This is a genomic window from Pseudomonas sp. XWY-1 (assembly GCF_002953115.1).
Classification (GTDB): Bacteria; Pseudomonadota; Gammaproteobacteria; order Pseudomonadales; family Pseudomonadaceae; genus Aquipseudomonas; species Aquipseudomonas alloputida.
The window spans coordinates 2353338-2369911 of record NZ_CP026332.1; the positions used below are offsets into that span (position 1 = coordinate 2353338).

At 64.0% G+C, this 16574-nt stretch carries 20 protein-coding genes; 7 read left to right on the forward strand and 13 right to left on the reverse strand.

Translation table 11 applies throughout. From position 1 onward, the window contains the following. Window positions 1–18: 18 nt before the first annotated feature. The 4 genes from PRJ_RS10980 to ribBA form a co-directional block, all read right to left on the reverse strand. Entirely contained in the window at window positions 19–828 is an 810-nt protein-coding gene (locus tag PRJ_RS10980; RefSeq protein ID WP_016499074.1) for an ABC transporter permease, read from the reverse strand. A gap of 6 nt (window positions 829–834) precedes the next feature. Beyond that, window positions 835–1752: an ABC transporter permease gene (locus tag PRJ_RS10985; protein ID WP_014590488.1), complete on the reverse strand. Its 918-nt coding sequence runs from the start codon at window positions 1750–1752 to the stop codon at window positions 835–837. Then, window positions 1749–2774, reverse strand: a complete 1026-nt coding sequence (locus tag PRJ_RS10990; RefSeq protein WP_020190567.1) for a polyamine ABC transporter substrate-binding protein — start codon at window positions 2772–2774, stop codon at window positions 1749–1751. Before PRJ_RS10990 ends, PRJ_RS10985 begins: the two co-directional genes overlap by 4 nt. Before the next feature lie 319 nt (window positions 2775–3093). Continuing rightward, window positions 3094–4215: a bifunctional 3,4-dihydroxy-2-butanone-4-phosphate synthase/GTP cyclohydrolase II gene (gene ribBA, locus PRJ_RS10995; protein WP_020193491.1), complete on the reverse strand. Its 1122-nt coding sequence runs from the start codon at window positions 4213–4215 to the stop codon at window positions 3094–3096. Between the two features lie 78 nt (window positions 4216–4293). Between ribBA and PRJ_RS11000 the strand changes: the two genes are divergently transcribed. Next, window positions 4294–4587: a DUF1330 domain-containing protein gene (locus PRJ_RS11000; RefSeq protein ID WP_003256229.1), complete on the forward strand. Its 294-nt coding sequence runs from the start codon at window positions 4294–4296 to the stop codon at window positions 4585–4587. A 205-nt stretch (window positions 4588–4792) separates the two neighbouring features. Here the strand turns inward: PRJ_RS11000 and PRJ_RS11010 are convergent, their stop codons facing one another. Beyond that, on the reverse strand, window positions 4793–5812 hold the full coding sequence (locus PRJ_RS11010) for an alpha/beta hydrolase (RefSeq protein WP_104961384.1): 1020 nt from the start codon (window positions 5810–5812) through the stop codon (window positions 4793–4795). Window positions 5813–5958: 146 nt separating this feature from the next. Here PRJ_RS11010 and PRJ_RS11015 point away from each other — a divergent pair, with 146 nt between their 5' ends. The 6 genes from PRJ_RS11015 (at window position 5959) to PRJ_RS11040 (ending at window position 10029) form a co-directional block, all read left to right on the forward strand. Next, window positions 5959–6843: a LysR family transcriptional regulator gene (locus PRJ_RS11015; RefSeq protein ID WP_029615478.1), complete on the forward strand. Its 885-nt coding sequence runs from the start codon at window positions 5959–5961 to the stop codon at window positions 6841–6843. A 26-nt stretch (window positions 6844–6869) separates the two neighbouring features. Then, window positions 6870–7271: a hypothetical protein gene (locus tag PRJ_RS11020; RefSeq protein WP_010954639.1), complete on the forward strand. Its 402-nt coding sequence runs from the start codon at window positions 6870–6872 to the stop codon at window positions 7269–7271. A gap of 133 nt (window positions 7272–7404) precedes the next feature. Then, window positions 7405–7626 carry an MbtH family protein gene (locus PRJ_RS11025; protein WP_016711157.1) on the forward strand — a complete coding sequence of 74 codons (222 nt, stop codon included), beginning with the start codon at window positions 7405–7407 and terminating at the stop codon, window positions 7624–7626. Then, window positions 7623–8342, forward strand: coding sequence for a thioesterase II family protein (locus PRJ_RS11030; RefSeq protein WP_004576597.1), 720 nt, complete (start codon window positions 7623–7625; stop codon window positions 8340–8342). Before PRJ_RS11025 ends, PRJ_RS11030 begins: the two co-directional genes overlap by 4 nt. A gap of 56 nt (window positions 8343–8398) precedes the next feature. Continuing rightward, entirely contained in the window at window positions 8399–8950 is a 552-nt protein-coding gene (locus tag PRJ_RS11035) for an isochorismatase family protein (RefSeq protein ID WP_104961385.1), read from the forward strand. Between the two features lie 26 nt (window positions 8951–8976). Then, entirely contained in the window at window positions 8977–10029 is a 1053-nt protein-coding gene (locus PRJ_RS11040; protein ID WP_104961386.1) for a DUF1615 domain-containing protein, read from the forward strand. Window positions 10030–10541: 512 nt separating this feature from the next. Here the strand turns inward: PRJ_RS11040 and PRJ_RS11050 are convergent. From PRJ_RS11050 to PRJ_RS11085, 8 genes are read right to left on the reverse strand one after another with little or no spacing between them, the layout of a single operon-like run. Then, on the reverse strand, window positions 10542–11405 hold the full coding sequence (locus PRJ_RS11050; RefSeq protein WP_104961388.1) for a metal ABC transporter solute-binding protein, Zn/Mn family: 864 nt from the start codon (window positions 11403–11405) through the stop codon (window positions 10542–10544). Continuing rightward, the gene (locus PRJ_RS11055; RefSeq protein ID WP_010954633.1) at window positions 11402–12301 is read right to left on the reverse strand and encodes a metal ABC transporter permease; all 900 of its coding nucleotides are present in this window, start codon (window positions 12299–12301) and stop codon (window positions 11402–11404) included. Before PRJ_RS11055 ends, PRJ_RS11050 begins: the two co-directional genes overlap by 4 nt. Further along, window positions 12301–13047, reverse strand: a complete 747-nt coding sequence (locus PRJ_RS11060) for a metal ABC transporter ATP-binding protein (protein WP_104961389.1) — start codon at window positions 13045–13047, stop codon at window positions 12301–12303. The genes PRJ_RS11055 and PRJ_RS11060 overlap by 1 nt, the downstream gene beginning before the upstream one ends. Further along, window positions 13044–13946 (reverse strand): metal ABC transporter substrate-binding protein, encoded by a 903-nt coding sequence (locus tag PRJ_RS11065; protein ID WP_019436719.1) that lies wholly within the window; start codon window positions 13944–13946, stop codon window positions 13044–13046. Before PRJ_RS11065 ends, PRJ_RS11060 begins: the two co-directional genes overlap by 4 nt. A gap of 16 nt (window positions 13947–13962) precedes the next feature. Further along, window positions 13963–14532 carry a DUF6162 family protein gene (locus tag PRJ_RS11070; RefSeq protein WP_104961390.1) on the reverse strand — a complete coding sequence of 190 codons (570 nt, stop codon included), beginning with the start codon at window positions 14530–14532 and terminating at the stop codon, window positions 13963–13965. Next, window positions 14529–14849: a hypothetical protein gene (locus tag PRJ_RS11075; RefSeq protein WP_104961391.1), complete on the reverse strand. Its 321-nt coding sequence runs from the start codon at window positions 14847–14849 to the stop codon at window positions 14529–14531. Before PRJ_RS11075 ends, PRJ_RS11070 begins: the two co-directional genes overlap by 4 nt. Beyond that, window positions 14846–15379 (reverse strand): hypothetical protein, encoded by a 534-nt coding sequence (locus tag PRJ_RS11080; RefSeq protein ID WP_014590504.1) that lies wholly within the window; start codon window positions 15377–15379, stop codon window positions 14846–14848. The genes PRJ_RS11075 and PRJ_RS11080 overlap by 4 nt, the downstream gene beginning before the upstream one ends. After that, complete coding sequence (locus tag PRJ_RS11085) at window positions 15376–16569, reverse strand: PepSY domain-containing protein (RefSeq protein WP_104961392.1); 1194 nt, start codon at window positions 16567–16569, stop codon at window positions 15376–15378. Before PRJ_RS11085 ends, PRJ_RS11080 begins: the two co-directional genes overlap by 4 nt. Between the last annotated feature and the right edge of the window lie 5 nt (window positions 16570–16574).

Consider the following 16574-nt stretch of genomic DNA (forward strand, 5'->3'; position numbering starts at 1 on the left):
GTTATTATCTCCGCGCGCTCAGGCGTTGGTTTCGGTGCGCCGGCGCAAGGCGGCGGCAATGAACATGACCAGCAGCGACAGGCCGATCAGCAAGGTCGAAGCCACGGCGATGACCGGGCTCAGGTCCTGGCGCAAGGTGGTCCACATCTTCACTGGCAGGGTCTGCAGGTCGGGGCTGGCCATCATTACGCTCAGCACCACTTCATCCCACGACACCAGGAAAGCGAACAGGCCACCGGCGATCATGCCGGGGCGGATGGCCGGGAACGTGACCTTGAAAATCGCCTGCAGGCGCGAGGCGCCGCAGATCACCGCGGCATCTTCGATCGACTGGTCGAACAGTTTCAGCGAGTTGATGATCGAGATGATGGTGAACGGCAGGGCGACGATCACGTGGCTGACCACGAAGGCGAACAGCGTGCCGGTGTAGCCTAGCTTGAGGAACAGTGCGTATACCGCCACGGCAATGATCACCAGCGGCACGATCATCGGCATGGTAAACAGCCCGTACAGCAGCTCGCGGCCCGGGAAGCGGCCACGTACCAGGGCGAATGCGCTGGGCAGGCCCAGCAGCACGGCGGCGACGGTGGTCAGCACGGCCACCTTCAGGCTGGCCAGTGCGGCGTCCATCCACTCCGGGTTGGAGAAGAACTGGCCGTACCACTTGAAGGTCCAGCCCGGTGGCGGGAACACCAGCCACTGTGACGAGCCGAATGACAGCAACACGATGAACACCACCGGCAGCAGCAGGAAGGCCGCGATGACCCCGGTGGTCAGGTACAGGCCCGTACGCAGCGGGCGGCCCATGGCATTGGGAGACAGGAGCATGGCGGTTTACCTCGCGTTGCCAACCGGGGATTCCGGCTGCAGCTTCAGGTACAGGTAGAAGAGCACCAGGGTGATCGCCACCAGCAGTGCGGCAGCGGCGCTGGCCAGCCCCCAGTTGAGGAACGACTGCACCTGCTGGATGATGAATTCAGGCAGCATCATGTTCTGCGCGCCCCCCAGCAGCGCCGGGGTGACGTAGTAACCGAGCGACATCACGAACACCATCAGTGCCCCGGAGAACAGCCCCGAGCGGCACAGCGGCAGGAACACCTTCCAGAAGTTGGTCCACGGGCTGGCGCCACAGATCGAACCTGCCTGCAGCACCATCGGGTCGATGGCGTGCATGGTCGCCTGCAGTGGCAGCACGATGAACGGGATCATGATGTAGCTCATGCCGATTACCACGCCGGTGAGGTTGTGCACCATTTCCAGCGGGGCATCGATGATGCCCATGGCCATCAACGCCTTGTTGATCACGCCCGAGCTCTGCAGCAGCACCAGCCACGAGTAGGTGCGCGCCAGCAGGCTGGTCCACATCGACAGCAGCACGATGTTCAACAGCCAACGGCCCCAGCCCTTGGGCACCAGGGTGATCGCCCAGGCCAGCGGGAAGCCCAGCAGCACGCTGATCAGGGTCACCACGCCGGCCACGGAAAAGGTGTTGAACAGCACACGCGCGTAGGCCGAGTTGGCAAACAGCTGCTCGTAGTTACCCAGCCCCGGGGTGGGTTCCAGCACCCCACGCAGCAGCAGGCCGACCAGCGGGGCGAAGAAGAACACGCCAAGGAACAGCAAGGCGGGCAGCAGGTTGCGGCTGCCTTTCCAGCGCTGGCTCAGGCTTGCGCGGCGCGGGGCGGTGCCCGGGGCGCCGGCACCCGTGGGGGTGCCTTGCGCATTGTGCAGGGCGTTGATGGCGACTTTCATTTGACCAACCACTCATTCCAGCGGGCCGCGATGGCTTGACCGTTCTTGGCCCAGTAGGCGAAGTCGAGGGTGACCTGGTCCTGAGCGTAGGCAGTTGGCAGGTTTGGCGCGAGGTCTTTGTCCAGTTTGGCCACGCTGTCGACGTTGACCGGCGCGTAGGCGGTCTTGTTGGCGAATTCGGCCTGGCCCTCGGCGCTGCTGGCGTTGGCCAGGAATTTCATGGCCGCTTCCTTGTTCTTGGCGCCTTTGGGGATGACCAGGAAGTCGGCCATGACCAGGTTCTGCTTCCAGCTCACGCCCACCGGTGCACCGTCTTGCTGCAGGGCGTAGACACGGCCATTCCAGAACTGGCCGAGCGAGGCTTCACCCGAGGCCAGCAACTGCTGCGACTGGGCGCCACCGCCCCACCAGACGATGTCTTGCTTGATGGTGTCGAGCTTCTTGAAGGCGCGGTCCAGGTCCAGCGGGTACAGCTTGTCGGGGGCTACGCCGTCGGCCAGCAGGGCCAGTTCCAGCACGCCGGGGCTGGGCCATTTGTACAGGGCTCGCTTGCCGGGGTAGGCCTTGGTGTCGAACAGCGCGGTCCAGTCCACCGGCTTGTTGGCCCCGAGCTTGCCTTCGTTGTAGCCGAGCACGAAGGAGAAGAAGAATGAACCGACGCCATGGTCGGAGACGAAGCGTGGGTCGATCTTGTCGCGCTTGATCTGGTTGAAGTCGAGGGGTTCGAGCAGGCCTTCGCTGGCGGCACGCAGGGCAAAGTCGGCTTCGACGTCGACCACGTCCCACTGCACGTTGCCACTCTCGACCATGGCCTTGAGCTTGCCGTAGTCGGTAGGACCGTCCTGCACGACCTTGATGTTCGTGGCTTTGGTGAACGGTACGGCCCACGCTTCTTTCTGGGCGTCCTGGGTCGTACCGCCCCAGCTGACGAAGTTGAGGCTGTCGGCGGCCTGGGCGGCCTGACATGCCAGGGTCAGCAGGCTGGCAGACAGCACTGCGGTTACACGTTTGCTTAACAGCATGGTTACGCCCTCGTTGCTTTTGTTATTCGAGGCGGGGCTTTTGGTGCGCCCGCCAACAGTGTTCGGGGAGCAGCTAAAACAAAGTGTTCTGGTGGCCGTTTTTAATTGTAGGTGCCGGCCTGTAGATTCAAGGTCTACGGGATATCATATTATGGTATTCCAAGATTTTGGCAAGAGGTATGGGGCGACCGGCCATCACTCCGCCCTGTCAAAAGCACCAAGGGCCCCGTAGGAGCGGGTTCACCCGCGAATGCGATGGTGACGTCACCGACGCATTCGCGGGTGAACCCGCTCCTACAATCAGTTGCTGATGTTGCTTTTAGCTTGCAATCCCGGGTTCGAAGGGGATGCTCTGCACCACCTCCAGCTCATAGCCCGCCAGCCCCGCGTACTTCAACGGTGGCCCCAGGTGACGCAGCTTGCCCACGCCAAGGTCCTGGAGGATCTGCGCCCCGGTGCCCACTTCGGAATACACCTTGGACTGGCCACGTTGATAGGGCCGCACAGGGTGGGTCAGTTGTGGCACACGCTCAAGCAGGGCCTGGGAGGATTCGTGGTTGGCCAGGATCACCACCACGCCAGTACCTTCATCGGCCACCTTCTGCAGCGCCGCCCACAGCGTCCAGTTGGCGGGGCCGGCGTATTCGGCACCCACGAGGTCGCGCAGCGGGTCGATCACATGCACCCGCACCAGGGTCGGCTGTTCGCGACGAATGTCGCCCATGACCATGGCCATGTGCACACCACCTTCGATGCGGTCTTCATAGGTGACCAGGCGGAAGGTGCCATGCACCGTCGGCAGCTCGCGCTCGCCGATGCGCTTGATGGTCTGCTCGGTGCTCAGGCGGTAGTGGATCAGGTCGGCGATGGTGCCAATCTTGATGCCATGCCGGGCGGCGAACACTTCCAGGTCGGGGCGGCGAGCCATGGTGCCGTCGTCGTTCAGCACTTCAACGATGACCGAGGCCGGGCTGAAGCCGGCCAGGCGTGCCAGGTCGCAGCCTGCTTCGGTGTGGCCGGCACGGGTCAGCACGCCGCCTTCGCGGGCGCGCAGGGGGAAGATGTGGCCAGGTTGCACCAGGTCTTCGGGGCGGGCGTTGGGGGCCATGGCCGCTGCCACGGTGCGTGCCCGGTCTGCGGCGGAAATGCCGGTGGTGACCCCGGTGGCCGCCTCGATCGACACGGTGAACGCGGTGCTGAAGACGCTACCGTTGGCCGGAACCATCTGCTCCAGGCCCAGGCGTTGGCAGTGATCGTCGGTCAAGGTCAGGCAGATCAGCCCGCGCGCCTCGCGGGCCATGAAGTTGATGGCTTGGGCGTCGCAGCGCTCGGCGGCGATCAACAGGTCGCCTTCGTTTTCCCGGTCCTCGTCATCCACCAGCAGGACCATCTTGCCTTGCCGGTAGTCCTCGAGAAGTTCCTCGATGGTGTTGAAAGCCATGATGCACGCTCACTGTGGTGGGGTGAATTTTATGGTATACCATCATACACAAATATCACCGTAACAGGAGAGCTGCACATGAAGGCCTACTGGATCGCCCATGTGGACGTGACCGACCCCGAGCAATACCAGCAGTACACCCAGCGCGCCCCGGCAGCCTTCAAGGCATTCGGCGGTCGCTTCCTGGCCCGTGGCGGGCGTAGCGAGGCGATGGAAGGAAGGGCTACGCCTCAGCGTAGTGTGGTGATCGAGTTCGATTCGTACGCGCAGGCCGTCGCCTGTTACCGCTCCGCGCTGTACCAAGAGGCATGCAGCCATCGCCAAGGGGTGGCGAAGGCTGAGGTGATCATTGTGGAAGGGTTTGAGCCCTGAGCAGGATTTGCCGGCCCTTTCGCGGGTAAACCCGCTCCTACACAGGCCACCACAGAATTTGACGGTTGTGGTGGCCTGTGTAGGAGCGGGTTTACCCGCGAAAGGGCCGGACCTGCCGCACCGCTGGCAGATTCATTGAAGCCTGCGGGCCGTTTCCGCAAATAGAAGCAAAAGACCCGCCCAGGCGGGTCTATTGCTCATCGCCTCACTGCAGATGCACTTTAAGTTCGTTGCCCGCCTGCCGCAGCGCCGCCTTTACTGCCGGCACTTGGCTCAACGGGTTGAGCAGCCCATAGTCATGAATCATTCCGTTGTAGCGCACCGAGGTTACTGTCACGCCAGCCGCATTCAACTTGCGGGCATACGCCTCACCTTCATCCCGAAGCACATCGAACTCAGCCGTTTGCACCAGGGCCGGTGGCAAGCCCTTCAGCTGTTCGGCGGACGCCCGCAGCGGCGAGGCGTAGATTTGCGCCCGCGCCTTTGCATCAACGGTGTAGTTGTTCCAGAACCACTTCATCATCCCGGTGGTCAGGAAGTGTCCTTCGGCAAACTGCTTGTACGACGCTGTCTCGAAGCTGGCGTCGGTCACCGGCCACAGCAGCAACTGGAAGCGCAGGGCAGGGGTACCGGCCTCTTTGGCCTTGAGTGCAACCACCGCCGCCATGTTGCCGCCAACGCTGTTGCCGGCTACCGCCAGGCGCTTGCCATCCACGCCGATCTCCTTGCCATGCTCGGCCACCCAGCGAGTCGCGGCGTAGGCCTGGTTGATCGCCGTCGGGTAGTGCGCTTCCGGTGACGGGGTGTAGTCCACATAGACCGCCACCGCACCCGAGCCGACTACCAGGTCGCGGATCAGTCGCTGGTGGGTCGGGAAGTCGCCCAGCACCCAACCGCCGCCGTGGAAGAACATGAACACCGGCAGATCACCTTTGACATTAGTCGGGCGCACCACTTGCAGCTTGATCGATTGGCCATTGGCCTGAATCGTGCGTTCCTTCACCTCGACCCCCGAGAGGTCGACCTTCACCGAAGCCTGGGCGCCGGTCAGTACCGCGCGGGCGTCGTTTGGTGTGAGCTGTTCCAGCGGCTTGCCACCCCCTTTCTCCAGGGCTTCGAGGAAGACCTGGGTGTGTTGTTCGACACCAGGGCTGCCTGCGGCGAAGGCACTGGAAACGGACAGGGCCAAGAGGGAGGTGGTGAGGGCTTTGTGGACAATGTTCATGGGCGAATCCTTTTCTGTGCAAGTGTTGGTAGTGGGCGTCTTGCCTGGCCTTTGGGGCCATCGCTGCGACTTGTGCGTAGATTAGGCAGATGCACTTGTGGGAAAAAGCCGCTATAAAGTGTTTGACTGTCAGCAAGAGCGAGACAATGAACCCTTACGAAGACATGCGGATCTTTGCCCAGGTGATGGAGGCCGGTAGTTTCACCGCTGCCGCCGACCGTCTGGGCATGTCCAAGCAATCGGTCAGTCGGCGCCTGATGCAGCTTGAGGAGCGCCTGGGCGTGCGCCTGCTCAACCGCTCCACCCGGCGCCTCGACGCCACGCCACTGGGGCAGCACTACTACCAGTCGGCCCTGCGCCTGTTGGGTGAAGTGCAGCAGGTCGAACACGACATCAGCGGCCAGGCCCAGGTCTTGCGCGGCACCTTGCGCCTGAGCGCGCCGCTGTCGTTTGCCATGGCGCACCTGGGCTGCCTGCTGACCGAGTTTCTGCAGCTGCACCCCCAGGTTGATGTGGAGGTAGATCTGAGCGACCGCGCTGTGGACCTGATTGGTGAAGGCTATGACCTGGCGCTGCGGATTGGTGCACTGGAGGACTCCAGCCTGATCGCCCGTCGTATCGCCAGTGTCGAGCGGGTCTACTGTGCGAGCCCGGCGTATTTGCAAGCACGGGGAGTGCCGGGAATACCGGATGAGCTCGCCGCGCATGATTGCCTGCCTTATGGGCATTCGCGGCAGGTGCAGTGGCAATTCCACAAAGGTGGCAAAACCCAGGCAATTCAGGTGACCGGGCGCATGCGGGCGAACAATGGCGAGTTGCTGCGGGGGGCTGCGATTGCCGGGATGGGGGTCACTTACCTGCCGACCTTTATCGTTGGGCAGGCGTTGGCGGAGGGGCAACTGGTGACGGTTCTGGATGAGTGGCGCCCGCCCGCGCTGCAGCTGTCGGCGGTGTATCCGCAGCACCGGCAGGTGGCGCGGCCGGTGCAGGGTTTTGTCAGCTTCCTGCGCGCGCGGCTGGCGCAGCTCTGACCGTCGGTACAGGCTATGCTTGCCCTATGAGTACACCCGTTCCTTTACGCCAACCTTGCCCCCCTGGCGCCTGCGTCTGCGGCCGCGAGCAACTGGCCGACCATCCGCAGGCCGCCCAGCGCATCCTCTTGCTGACCCGGCAGGAAGAAAAACGCCTGCTCGAACGGCTGGAAAACCTGAAGGACCTGGAAGACCTTCAACGTCTGCAGCAGCGCCTGTACGAAAACCTCGGCATCCGCGTGCACATCGCCCCCGGTTACAACGAGGTACGGACCATGCGCGGCATCGTCATCGAACTGGACGATCAACCCGGGCTGTGCCGCAAGACCCGGCAGTCTATCCCGGCGGCGATCCGGCGCGGGCTGGAGCGTAATCCGCAGGTTGCGTTCCGGTTGCTCGATACGCACGACCTGTTGCGTGATACCTGAGGGTTAATACCGGCATCGGCCGTGGCCACATGGGGCGCGTCAATTCCGTTAATTTTTACAGCGCTTGCTACGTCTACTTGAAAGCTACCCTGCGCCAGGCGCGCAGCGGCATCATCATTTAAGGAGACAGGCAATGACTTCCGTTTTCGACCGCGACGATATCCAGTTCCAGGTAGTGGTCAACCACGAAGAGCAATACTCGATCTGGCCCGACTACAAAGCCATCCCCAATGGCTGGCGTGCCGTGGGCAAAAGCGGCCTGAAGAAGGAATGCCTGGCCTACATCGATGAAGTCTGGACCGACATGCGCCCGCTGAGCCTGCGCCAGAAAATGGCCGAAGCTGCCGCCCAGTGACCGTGCTGAACCTGCTGTGCCTGCCGTACTCCGGGGCCAGCGCCATGGTCTACAGCCGCTGGCGGCGCAAGCTGCCGGCATGGTTGCAGGTACGCCCGGTAGAGTTGCCTGGGCGGGGGGCGCGCATGGCAGAGTCGCTGCACACCGACATGCAAGTGCTGGCTCGGCAACTGGCCAGCGAGCAGCGCCTGACGGCAAGCGCTCCTTATGCGCTGCTCGGCCACAGCCTGGGTGCACTGCTGGCCTTCGAGCTGGCCCATGAGCTGCAGGCATTGGGCTGCCCGGCGCCGCTGGCCTTGTTCGCCTGCGGCACCGCGGCACCTACCCGGCGTGAGGACTACGACGGCAACAACTGGCGCGAGCCCAAGAGCGACGCCGAGCTGATCAGCGAGTTGCGCGCGCTGCAAGGCACGCCTGAGGAAGTGCTGGCCAACGCTGAGCTGATGAGCCTGACCCTGCCGACCTTGCGCGCGGATTTTCTGTTGTGCGGCACTTACACATACCGGCAGCGAGCGGCGTTGCAGTGCCCACTGCATGTGCTGGGTGGCGTGGATGACCGGGCCAGCGATGAGCAACTGCAGGCATGGCGCTGTGAAACCCACGGCGCATTCTCGCTGCAGATGTTCCCGGGTGGTCATTTTTTCATCCATGAGCAGGAAGACCGTGTGCTCGCTGCGCTGACCGCGTCGCTGCAGCCGCTTCGGCTGTCTGCCTGATTGACGTCACCGCTTGCCTGGGGGAGGCTAGGGTTTTCCCAGGCAAGAGGTAGACAATGCTGATCGACCCACTCAAGGCCACGCTACTGGTCGTCGACATCCAGGAAAAACTGATCGGTGCCATGAGCGACCCCGAAGGCACTCGGGCACGGGCCCGTTGGTTGCTGGCGGCGACTGCCGAGCTGGCGCTGCCGACGGTAATTTCCGAGCAGTACCCCAAAGGCCTGGGTCATACCTTGGCCGAACTGCTGGCCGCAGCGCCGGCAGCCGAAGTGGTGGAAAAAAGTCACTTTTCCTGCGTGGCTGCCGAGTGCCTGCCAGCCAGTTTGATGGCGCGTGAGCAGGTGATCGTCTGCGGCATGGAAACCCATGTTTGCGTGCTGCAGACCGTGCTCGGCCTGTTGGCGCTGGGCAAGCAAGTGTTCGTGGTCGAGGATGCCTGCGACAGCCGCAGCCCGGCCAGCAAGGCCGCAGGCCTGGCGCGCATGCGTGCCGCCGGCGCGCAGGTGGTGACCCGCGAGATGGTGTTGTTCGAATTGATGGGCAGTGCCGGGCACCCGCAGTTCCGCCACATCAGCAAAACCTATCTGGTCGGTGAACAGCCCTGAACGGCCGGTTACTGGCCATTTCGGTGATGGCCCTGGTGCTGTTGCAAGGCTGTGCCGGGCGCCGCGAGGAAGCGCCCGAAGCGGACCCGGCGAAAGTCCGTGCGCAGCTGTTGCGGCTGTTACCCGCCCAAGTCAAGGACCGCGAGGGCTGGGCCAAGGATATCCAGGCAGCCTTCGAAGCCCAGCGCATAGCGCCCAGTAAAAGCAACCTGTGCGCAGTGCTGGCGGTGACCGAACAGGAGTCGACCTTCACTGCGGACCCACAGGTGCCCAACCTTGGGCGTATCGCCCGCCAGGAGATCGACCGCCGCGCTGCGCGCCTGCATATTCCCAAACTGCTGGTCGACGGTGCGCTGAAGACGCCGTCAGGCAACGGCAAGAGCTACCAGCAGCGGTTGCAGACGGTGCGCAGCGAAAAGCAGTTGAGTGAACTGTACGACGAAGTCGTTGCACGCCTGCCGCTGGGCAAGACCTTGCTGGACGGGCTGAATCCGGTGCACACCGGCGGGCCGATGCAGGTCAGCATCGACTTCGCCGAAAAGCATGCAAGGGATTACCCCTACAGCCATGAAGGCACAATTCGCCAGGAAGTGTTCAGCCGGCGCGGCGGCATGTACTTCGGTATTGCCCACCTGTTGGGCTACCCGGCCAACTACGAGCGCCAGCTTTACCGTTTCGCCGATTTCAACGCGGGCTGGTACGCCAGTCGCAATGCGGCATTCCAGGCGGCATTGAGCAAGGTCACGGGGGTGAAGTTGGCACTGGACGGCGACCTGGTGGCGCCGGGGGCGATCATGCCGGGGACCACCGAACTGGCCGCGCGCAAGCTGGGGGTGAAGCTGGGGCTGCGTAACCCGCAGATCCGAAGCCAGCTGGAGGAGGCCGACAGCCTGGCGTTCGAGGACAGCAAGCTGTACAGCGGGGTGTTTGCCCTGGCAGATGCCAAAGCCGGCAAACCGGTGCCCCGCGCAGTGCTACCGGGCATCGAGCTGAAGAGCCCGAAGATTACCCGCAAGCTGACCACGGCCTGGTTTGCCGGGCGGGTGGATGAGCGTTATCAGCGGTGCATGAAGCGTTAGCCTGGCAGCAACCCTTGAACGGGTTTACCCGCGAATACGGTGGCGGCGGCAACGGTGAACGGCGGGTGGAAATTGGCCAGCAGGGCCGGCCTCTTCGCGGGTAAACCCGCTCCTACGAGCCCCCGATGCGTGTGTAGGAGCGGGTTTACCCGCGAATACGGTGGTGGCGGCAACCGGTGATCGGCGGGTGGAAATTGGCCAGCAGGCCCGGCCCTTTCGCGGGTGAACCCGCTCCTACTAGCCCCCGATGCGTGTGTACCCGCGAATACGGTGGTGGCGGCAACGGTGATCGGCGGGTGGAGATTGGCCAGCAGGCCCGGCCCTTTCGCGGGTGAACCCGCTCCTGCGAGCCCCCGATGCGTGTGTAGGAGCGGGTTTACCCGCGAATACGGTGGTGGCGGCAACGGTGAACGGCGGGTGGAGATTGGCCAGCAGGTCCGGCCCATTCGCGGGTGAACCCGCTCCTACGAACCACCGGTGCGTGTCCACTGCAGCCGCGCGAGCCTGTCCGATCAGCGCTCGCCCAGTGCCCCAACCACCTGGTCAACGCTGGCCTCGAGCCCCGCAATCGCATCCTCAGGGTCACTCTCCACCACCACCAGCCTGGCCCCGGCCGCCTTGATCACCTCGGCCACTGCCGCGTCCGGCTGACGATGGTCCAGCACCAGCGCCACGTCCTGCGCCTTCAGGTTCTCCCCCAGCGCCTTGAGTGCGGCCGCGTCCCATTCGGCCGGCAGTGGCTGCTCGGCCGCATCCAGGTTCAACCCGTTGACCAGATACCCCAGCCGCTCCGACAGGCTCACCACCGTCAGGTTGTCGACTTTGGCCAGCCGCGTCTGGCTGCTGGCCGAAAGCTCCAGCAATTGGCGCTTGAGCCCTGCCAGGTTGCCCTGGATCTTTGCCTTGTCGTCCGGCGCCAGGCGCTCCAGGTCATTGGCCACCACGTCGGCCATGCGCCCGAGGTTGGTCGGGTTGAGCCAGGGGTAAGCGTCATAGGCATCGTCACCGCTCACCGCAATGCCCGGCAGGGCGCCATCCACAGGTCGTGCGGCATCGATCTCGACAATGCGGATATTGCTGCGCCGGGCCATCGGGTACAGCGGGTCGTCGCGCCAGATCGAACGCACGGCGATCACCGCATCTGCCTGCTGGGCGGCCTTGTGCAGGCCTGCGCCGCCACGCCCACTGAAATACGACGGCTGGCGGCTGGCAGGCAGGTTGGCCGGTGCCGCCCGCTGGAGCTGCACCGCAGTGCCTTCGAGCAAGGCGCTGGCTAGGCTATGGGTGACGGGCAGGGTCGTCAGCACTTGCGTGGCGAAAGACAGGGACGGCAGGCCGGCCAGTGCCAGCGCCAGGGTCAGGTGTTTGAAGTTCATGCCGGGTTTCCTTGCAGGCGAGGAACGAGCGCGCGGGCCAGGGCGGCAAGGGCAAAGCAGATGCCGGCGACCAGGATGATCGCGGCCCCTGACGGCACTGGCAGGTCGAAAACGATCGGTAGCAGGATGCCGAACAGGGTACTGATGGTGGCAATCAGCACCGACAGGAAGAAAAAGCCCTTGAGCGACTGGCTGACCAGGCGAGCGGCGGCGGCCGGGATGACCAGCAGTGCACCGACCAGGATGGCGCCAATCACCTTCACCGCAGCCACGGTCACCAATGTCACCAGCACCACGAACAGATAGTCCAGGGTCTTCACCGCCACCCCGCGCACAGCCGCCAGCTGCGGATTGAAACTGGCCAGCATGATGCGGTTGTACAGCGGCAGCGCCAAGGCCAGCACCAGCACTGCGACGATGCCCAGCACGAGCAAGTCCTGGGCGCTAACGGTCAGCACCGAGCCGAACAGCACGTTCTCGAGGATGTGTACGTTGATCTTGCCCGCCAGCATCAGCAGCAGGCTGGCGCCCAGCGCCAGCGACACCGACAGGAACACGCCAATCAGTGTGTCCGGCGACAGCCCGGTACGGTTGCGCAGGAAGTTGAGCAGGATGCCGAACAGCAGGCAGTAGCCGAACAGGCTGCCGTAAGGGCCGGTATAGGGCTCACCCAGCAGGATACCGATGGCCACGCCGGTCAGCGCCGCATGGCCGACCGCTTCGGAGAAGAACGCAAAGCGCTTGACCACCACCAAGGTGCCCAGGCCACCCAACACCGGGCCGATCATCAGGCCGGCCAACAGGGCGTTGACCACGAAGCCGTAGGCCAGCGCCTCGGGCAGATAGCCGGCAGTGGCCCAGTCCTGGACCGTTTGGCGAAAGATTTCAAAACTCATCAGGCAAGGCTCTCGCTACGCGGGTGAACGGAGAACAGGCCGAGCAGGCGCTCCGGGGTCAGGGCCTGGGCAGGCGGCGCATCGAACAGAACCTGGCGGTTCAGGCCTGTTACCCGGTCCGCCAGACGCAACACGGCTTCCAGGTCATGCTCGATCCACAGAACGGTAGTGCCGGCCTGGCGCCAGCCCTGCAATAACTGTTCGAACACCTGGATTCCGGCTTCATCGAGGGCCGACATCGGTTCGTCCAGCACCAGCAACTGCGGCTCGGGGATCAGGCCCTGGGCCAGCAGCACGCGCTGGCGCTCCCCGCCGGACAGTGCCCCCATGCGCCGCGTGCGCTTGTCGAGCATGCCAACCTTTACCAGGGCTGCATCAATGTCCGGCTTCACGCGCCGCGACAGGCCGAGGAAGGCCGGGCGGCGCTGGCACATGGCGGCCATGAAGTCGTCCACGGTCATGGGCAGGCCGCGGTCGAACTCCAGTGCCTGCGGCACGTAGCCAATCACTTCGCGCTCACCAGGCCAATGCAAGGTCAGCTGGCCTTGGTGTGGCATCTGCCCGAGCAGGGTTTTGATCAACGAGCTCTTGCCGCCGCCGTTGGGGCCGACGATGGCGTGCACGCTGCCTGCTGCCACGCTGAAACTGACATGTTCGAGGATGCGCGTACGCCCCAAAGTCAGGTCGATGCCAGTGAACTCGATGCGCGGCCCGCAGGCTGTCACCAGGTTGGCGGCAGCGGTCATGCGCGGTTCTCCTGAATGGCGCGGACCACCGTGTCGAGGTTGCGCTTCATTTCCACCTCGTACTTGTCCTTGGTGTACTCGCCGTAGGAGATATGCGTCAACGGGTACAGGCGCACACCGGACTCACGCTGAATGGTTTCGACATAGGCCGACGGGAAGTCCATTTCCGAGAAAATCACCCGCACGTCCAGCGCCTTGAGCTGGTCGATGGTCTTTTTCAGCTGCGCCGGGCTGGGCTCGATGCCATGGGCCGGCTCGACGACAGCGGTCACCTCCAGGCCGAAGTCGCGCACCAGGTAGTCATAGGCTGCATGGATGGTAGCGACCCGGAACGTTGCGCCAGGGGCTTCGGTGACCTTGGCCAGGGCCTCGGCACGCAGGGCGCGCAGGCGCTTGGCGTAGGCACGGGCGTTTTGCGTGTACAGCTTGGCGTTGTCCGGGTCGAGCTTGCCCAGTTCACGGGCGATGTTGTTCACCTGGGCGATGGTGGTGCTGATCGACAGAAAGGTGTGCGGGTTGACCACCTTGCCGGCACCGCGCGCGGCAATACCGGTGGCCGCCAGCAGCGGTACGTTCTGATTGGCTTCGATAGTGGCGATGTCGGGTTTTTCGCTGGTGGCGATCATGCGGTCTGCGAAATCGTCATGGCCAACACCGTTGAGCACCACCACGTCCAGCGTGCCGATGCGCTTGATGTCCTCGGCCCGCGGCTCGTAGGCATGCGGGTTGAAGCCCGCCGGAATCAGGGGAACCACCTCGGCCTTGTCGCCGACAATATTGCTCACGTAGCTGTAGTAGGGGTGCAGGGTGATGCCGATTCGCAGCGGCTTGCTGTTATCGGCCAGGGCCAGTGCCGGCAGGGCAAGGGTCAGGAGCAGGGCGAGGGCGGAGCGAAACATGGGCGGGTCCTTGGGTTCAGTGACGGTGTTCGCGGGTAACACCGGCGTCGTAGTGGCTGACCACCTGCTGCCAGCCAGCGGCGATCAGGGCGGCCTTGCCGAGGTCGTCCGGGATCACGGCGGCGCTGTCGCGGCGCAGCCAGACATCGGCTTGGCCTGTGCTGTCGGGTGGCAGGATCAGCAGCAGGCTGCCGGCAACTTCCGGGGCCTGGCTGCGACCCAGGTAGGCGCCGGGTTCCAGCCATGACCATTGGTGGCCGCCACGGCTCTGGCTGCCGGCATCGACCACGAACGGCGGCAGGCCTTCTTCGGCCAGGGCCTTTACGCTGGGCGTGACGGCGTTTTCTTCGCGCAGTAGCTGGATCTCGTCGAAGGCTACCCGCAGGTCGGTGTACAGGCCTTGTTCGGCGGCGGTGAGGTCGCGGCGGGCGTCGATCTGGTAGCTGGCGATGGCCTGTTCGTCCTCGCGCTCACCGCGCAGCAGCACCACGCTGGCGGCGAGTACCACGATCAGCAGGCTTGCCAGCAGCACGTACAGGGTTTCGTGCCCGGTACCGGCCGGGCGAATGACTTGGGCGCGGCTCATGGTTGGGCGATATCGGCGTAGTCCACTTCAACCACGTGCCCGGGGCCGGCATCGAACAGCACATAGAATTCGCCGTCCGGGCGCTTGAAGGTCAGCGTCGAGTCGTCGCCAAGCTTGCCGCCGACCAGCACCTGTTCGTCATAACCGATCACGTCCAGGGTCACCCCGGGGGCACCGCTGCCGTCCGAGAAACCGCCGGTGCACTTGACCTGGCCGTTGGCCTGCTCCTCGCATTCGCACATCGGGTTGTGCGCCAGCGCCGGGCTGGCAGCCAGTATCAGGAAGGGCAGCGTCAGGGTGCGCATCAGGTGTTTCATTTGTTGCCTCCTTGTTTCTCGAGCCATGCAACGGTGGCTGGCGATGCCTTGGCCAGGGGGATCGACGCCTGGTGCATGCTGCCGTCCCAGCCTTCCAGGGTGATCCAGATGTGCGCATCGGGTTTGGTGCGCGGCGGGATCGGCAACGAGGTGCCCATGTTGTACGGTGCACCGAAGAAAATGGTGCCGGCGGCGCGCAGGCTGCGTGGCTTGCCGATGCGCAGGTAGGCGGCCTTGACGTCCTTTATGCAGGCCTTGCACAACGCTGCATTGAACGATTTGAAGTAGCCGGCCGGGCCGTCGGCGCGTGGCGCCTCGTCACGCAGTTCGGCAAGGTCGAGGCTGTAGGGGCCGACCTGGATGTCACTGATCACGTTGGCGCCAAGGCCCGCCTCGCCGCGGAACAGCCTGGCGTCGGCGAAGTACTTGGGCATGAAGCCCAGCGGGATCAGGATCAGCAGGATGTTCAGGTGAAAACGCCACTTCAGCCAAAGCTGCTTCAGCGGGCTGGCGGGCAGGGCCTGGCTCATGAGTGGATCTCCACGGTGGTTTCACTGTGTGCCGCACGTGGAGCGCGCTCGCTGCGCTTGAGGGCCGCGGCGGTGGCCTGGGCGGTGCGTTTGGTCCAGATCAGCAGGCCGCTGAGCACCATCAGGGTCAGGATCAGGCCGAAGAAGAACCACACCAGCTTGATCGGCAAACCGCCAAAGTCGCCGGTGTGCAGCGGGCGCATGGACTCGGTGACGAACTCCAGCGCCGAACGGTCGCTGATCACGAACTGGCTGTCGACATTGCGTGTGTACGGATTCACCGAAGCACTCTGGAACATCAACGGGTACCAGCCCGGGCCAGACAGCGTGACGTGGCTGTAGGCAGTGGCGGGGAGCGAGATGGAGGTCACTTCCAGCCCTGGGATCGCCAGACCGGCAAGGCGTGCCGCCTCATCCAGGTCGATGCGCGAGGCGGGGCTGCCATCTGGTGTTTGCGGCACCTCCTCACGGGCGATCACCGGCACGATGGGTTGGCTGGAAATGGTGATGTGGTTGTCGAACAGGATCGCCTGGATCAGGAACCAGGTGCCGGTGATGGAAATGACCGCAATGAACCAGATTGACCACACCCCGGACAGACGGTGCAGGTCACCCCAGAAAATTCGCGAACCATGGCCGGTACGCACGGGTTTGAAAAAGCCTTTCCAGAACTTCTTGTAAACCACCAGGCCGGTGACCAGCGAGGCCAGCATCGGCAGGCCGAGCAGCGATACCAGGTACCAGCCCCAGCTGAAACCGTTGGTGAACGGCACCAGCCACCAGCCGTGCAGGGCGCGGGTGAAGGCTTCGAAGTTGAAGTCTGGGGTCCTGCCCTGAATGGTTCCGGTGTAGGGGTTTACATACAGCGTCGGGCTGGTGCCGTCAGGCAGGGTGACATTGGCTTTTACCGCGAAGTGCGAACCATCCGGCTGGCTCAGGCGCTCCACCACCATGTCCGGCTCGGCCTTGTTCAAGGCCTCCAGTACCTGCTGAAAGCTCATGCGCTCGGTGTCCGCGTCTGGCTTGTTGGCGCGTGCGGCCGGATCGGCGAGCCAGACGATTTCCTGACTGACCACGGCGAGCATGCCGGTGAAACAGACGATCAGGACAAAGAACCAGATCGGCAAGGCGAGCCAGCTGTGGACCAGGAACCACAGCCTGGATTTGGATTTTTTCGGTGATTTGGCCATCAGAC